This window comes from Microcystis sp. LE19-41.2A (assembly GCF_027530405.1).
In the GTDB taxonomy this organism is placed as follows: domain Bacteria; phylum Cyanobacteriota; class Cyanobacteriia; order Cyanobacteriales; family Microcystaceae; genus Microcystis; species Microcystis aeruginosa.
Genome location: NZ_JAPZQJ010000287.1, coordinates 1 through 1053 on the forward strand (window position 1 = coordinate 1; position 1053 = coordinate 1053).

The following is a 1053-nucleotide window of genomic DNA, read 5'->3' on the forward strand; positions in this document are numbered from 1 at the left end:
CTAATTCTCCGGTTTTTGGCTGAAAAATTCCATAGACAGGTACTTGTAAGATTTGCTCGTAAAAATACCATTTTCCATAGGGATAGTGAGGATTGATGGAATACTCACCCCCTTCGGTTTCCGAGATAAACTCTAGGACGATGGTAGGAATTTCTCCTTCAAGATGGGGAGTATAACTGCGCCGAATTTTTCCGCTAGGAATCGGTTTTACCGAGGGAATATAAACCCAATCAGGTGCTTTGACAACAGTTTGAGTTTTAACGGTAGCACACAAGCCAAAATTAGAGGCAATTAGCATCGATTCCAGAATTAGTCCTGCTAATTCTAGGGATTCCCGTAAAGCTGCTGCTAATAGGGGTTGCAAGTTGTTGTCCACAGGTTCGTCAGGTAGAATGAAATCTTCTGGCAGTTTTTCCCAGGTAATAGTTGGTAGGGGGTTTGACTGAAGTAGTTGCATGGCTGTCATAAGTAATTTCACTAATTCAAATATCTAAAATGGGCTATAGATTTTCAGGATTAACTCCCAACTCTTTTAACTTTTGCACCAAACGTTGGCGAGAAATTCGTTCTTGCTCAAGTTCTAACTCAGCTTGTTCGGCTCGTTGACGCTCTTGCTCGGTTCGTTGCCGCTCTTGCTCGGCTCGTTGCTTTTCCTGTTCGGCTCGTTGACGCTCTTGCTCGGCTCGTTGCCTTTCTTGCTCTACTAACTCACTGCCCCATAATAGCAAATTTCCCGACTTATCCCACCAGCGCAACCAATTAGTAGTAAATTCAGCTTTGGTTCCTTGCCAGATACCGATAAACAAGTTAAGTTCTTTTATCCAGTAACGATTATTCTCATCTGGCAACTGCTGCTCATACTTTCCTGCCACTAAACAATAAACATCTAATTCTCCTGTTTTTGGCTGAAAAATTCCATAGACAGGTACTTGTAAGATTTGCTCGTAAAAATACCATTTTCCATAGGGATAGTGAGGGTTGATGGAATATTCACCCCCTTCGGTTTCCGAGATAAACTCTAGGACGATGGTAGGAATTTCTCCTTCAAGATGG

The 1053-nt window shown here is 42.4% G+C and carries 1 protein-coding gene and 1 pseudogene; both read right to left on the minus strand.

The window, feature by feature from the left end; translation table 11 throughout:
- Positions 1-466 (minus strand): annotated as a pseudogene (locus O9290_RS12275) (Uma2 family endonuclease); the annotation flags it as partial.
- Between the two features lie 34 nt (positions 467-500).
- The coding region (locus O9290_RS12280; protein ID WP_288056701.1) for a Uma2 family endonuclease at positions 501-1053 on the minus strand (553 nt) is incomplete at its 5' end.